This window comes from Zavarzinia sp. (genome assembly GCF_041650655.1).
In the GTDB taxonomy this organism is placed as follows: domain Bacteria; phylum Pseudomonadota; class Alphaproteobacteria; order Zavarziniales; family Zavarziniaceae; genus Zavarzinia.
This window is the reverse complement of record NZ_JBAZKR010000261.1, coordinates 1-2734: the sequence shown is the minus strand read 5'-3', so window position 1 is coordinate 2734 and position 2734 is coordinate 1. Positions and strand designations below refer to the sequence as shown.

The window sequence follows — 2734 nt, the reverse complement described above, 5'->3', positions numbered from 1 at the left end:
CCGCGAAGCCGATCGTCTACGTGACGCTCAACGACATGACTGCCCATCTCGACGTCACCGACATGGCCGAGGCTGTGGTCGGCGGGCGTGAGGCGCTCACCGAGCGGCCTCTCGTGGCCTGCTACAAGAACACCCTGTTCCCGCTGGTGCACAACGCCGAGGCAGTGCGCACCTTGTTGGACCTGGCCGGCCGCGGCCTGCCCTGCATCTACAGTCCCGTGAGCACGGCCGGGACCGTCGCGCCGATGACCGTCCTCGGCGCGACGGTGGTCGTGAACGCCGGCGTGCTCGCCGGCCTCGTCATGGCCCAGCTCAAACGCGAAGGCGCTCCGTACATCGCCATCGGCTGGGCCGGTGAGGTCCTCGATATGCGCACCATGGTCGACATCTTCGCGTGGCCTGATCATCGCGCCGTGTACTCGAGCCTGCTGCACTGGTACGACCTGCCGATGTGGACGCTGGGCGGGGTGACCGACAGCAAGCTGCCCGACCAGCAGGCCGCCGCCGAGGCGGCGCTCACGCTGCTCGCCGACGCCGTGAGCGGCGGCCACATGATTCACGACATCGGCTTCATGGAATCGGCGTACACCGGCTCGCTCGCGTCGACCAGATCCTCGCCGAGCATGAAGTGCCGGCGCTGCCGGCCGCGGTGCAGGCCGCGATCGACGGCATCCTCGCGCGAGCGGAGGCGCGGGCCCGGCCGACCTGACGGCCCGCGCAGTAGCCTGAATAGCCGCCCCAGAAGAGTTCCTCGGCCGGTTTGGGCAACGTCCCTCCGGCCTTAACGGCGGCCACCAGGGCGTCGTCCACCGGCCGCCTGCTCTCGAGGTTGATGGCCAAAGCGACGCCCATCCGACGGGCGGAGCCCGCGCCGCCGAAGGTATACTCAGACAACCGTATTCGCAGATCCCGACCCCATCGAGGTGCGTCATGAAGCCACGTGAGTTCGTCCCCAACGTCCATCTCATCGGCGCGGTCGATTGGGACCGCAGGCTCTTCGACGCTCTCATCCCGCTGCCCGACGGCACCAGCTACAACGCATACTACGTGCACGGCAGCGAGAAGAACGTCCTCCTCGACACCGTCGATCCCGTCCAATGGCGCACCTTGTCGCTGCAGCTCGACCAGCTCCCCGCGCCGGACTACCTCGTGATCCATCACGTTGAGCAGGATCACTCCGGATCCACGCCCATGCTGCTGGACCGCTTCCCGGATCTCACCGTCGTCTGCAACGAGAAAGCCAGGGGCATGCTTCTGGACCATTTGCACATCGACGACGCGCGCTTTCACATCGTCGCCGACGGCGATGAGCTCTCGCTGGGCGACAAGACGCTGAAGTTCGTCTTCACGCCGTGGGTCCACTGGCCCGAGACCATGTGCACGTGGCTCGAAGAGGACAGGATCCTGTTCAGCTGCGACTTCTTCGGCTCGCATTACGCGACCAACGACGTGTTCGCCGACAAGCACAAGGTCTACGACGGCGCCAAGCGCTACTATGCCGAGATCATGATGCCGTTCGGCGTCCAGGTGCTGAAGAACGTCGACAAGGTGACGCAGTACCCGATCGCCATCATCGGACCCAGTCATGGGCCGGTGTACGACGACCCAGGGTTCATCATCGAGGCCTACCGCGACTGGGCCGGCGGCGAGCCGCAGAACATCGTCTGCCTGCCGTACGTGACGATGCACGGCAGCACGCGGCTGATGGTCGACTACCTCACGGCCGCGCTCACCGACCGCGGCGTGGCGGTGGAGCGCTTCGACCTTACGACGCTCGACGCCGGTGAGCTCGCCAGCTCCCTGGTCCACGCCGGCACCATCGTGCTGGGCACGCCGACGGTGCTTGGGGGGCCGCATCCCCTGGCGATGTACGCGGCCGCGCTCGCCAACGCTCTGCGGCCGCGCGCCCGGTTCGCGACGGTGATCGGCTCGTACGGCTGGGCCGGCAAGACCGTCGAGACGCTGGCCGGCATGATGGGCAAGCTCAAGCTCGAGCTTCTCGAGCCTGTGCTCGCCAAGGGCATGCCGCGAGAGGCCGACTACGTCGCTCTCGACGCCTTGGCCGACGCCATCGCCGAAAAGCACAAGGATCTGGCGCCGCGCAACTTCGCCGACCTCACCGTCTGCAACACGGACCACTGAGGAGGTGGGCCGGCGCGGGGGCCGCAGCGGCTGCTTCCGGACCGGCTGCTTGAGGCGGGCGCCATGGTGACCGTCGTCCTCGGCCTGGGGTCGGCGCTCGGCTATGCCCTGCACGACTTCCTGATGGTCAAGATCGTGCGGGCCGCCGCCGTATGGACGGCGCTGACGTGGTCGATGGCTGTGGGGGTCGCGATCCTGGTTCCGCTCGCCCTGGTCCTGGACGGTCCGCCCAGCGGCGCCGCCGAGTGGCGTGCGGCCGGCTTCGCCGCGGCCAGCGGCGTCTGCGAAGCCGCGGGCCTCGGCTGCCTGCTCCGCGGACTCGTCGTCGGGAACCTCTCCGTGGTGACTCCGCTCGCCTCGCTGGCCGGCGGCTTCGTGGCCGTGATCATGATCGTTCAAGGCGAGCCGCTGCCTGCGCTGGCGGCGATCGGGCTGTCGCTCGCCGTGGCCGGTGGTCTCATGGCGTCAGTCGAGATGGCGCCGAAGGAAGAGCTGTTCGGGCCGGACGGCGCGGCAGCGCCGGCCCGCCGGACCCGCGCCACGGCTGGCGCCGGCTGGGCTCTGCTCTCGTCGGCGCTGTTCTCGGTGACGA

Annotated in this window: 3 protein-coding genes; all 3 read left to right on the top strand. The window is 68.5% G+C overall.

Annotated elements, in window-relative coordinates:
• Nucleotides 1–785, top strand: a 785-nt coding sequence (locus WC493_RS23255; RefSeq protein WP_373069033.1) for a trimethylamine methyltransferase family protein, incomplete at its 5' end; no start/stop codon positions are given.
• A gap of 145 nt (nucleotides 786–930) precedes the next feature.
• Nucleotides 931–2142 carry an FprA family A-type flavoprotein gene (locus WC493_RS23250; RefSeq protein ID WP_373069031.1) on the top strand — a complete coding sequence of 404 codons (1212 nt, stop codon included), beginning with the start codon at nucleotides 931–933 and terminating at the stop codon, nucleotides 2140–2142.
• Between the two features lie 63 nt (nucleotides 2143–2205).
• Nucleotides 2206–2734: EamA family transporter (locus WC493_RS23245; protein ID WP_373069029.1), on the top strand; the 529-nt coding region annotated here is incomplete at its 3' end.

Bases quoted from the DNA above. Each gene is read 5' to 3' on its own strand.
- WC493_RS23250 (WP_373069031.1), top strand. From the start codon at position 931: ATGAAGCCACGTGAGTTCGTCCCCAACGTCCATCTCATCGGCGCGGTC.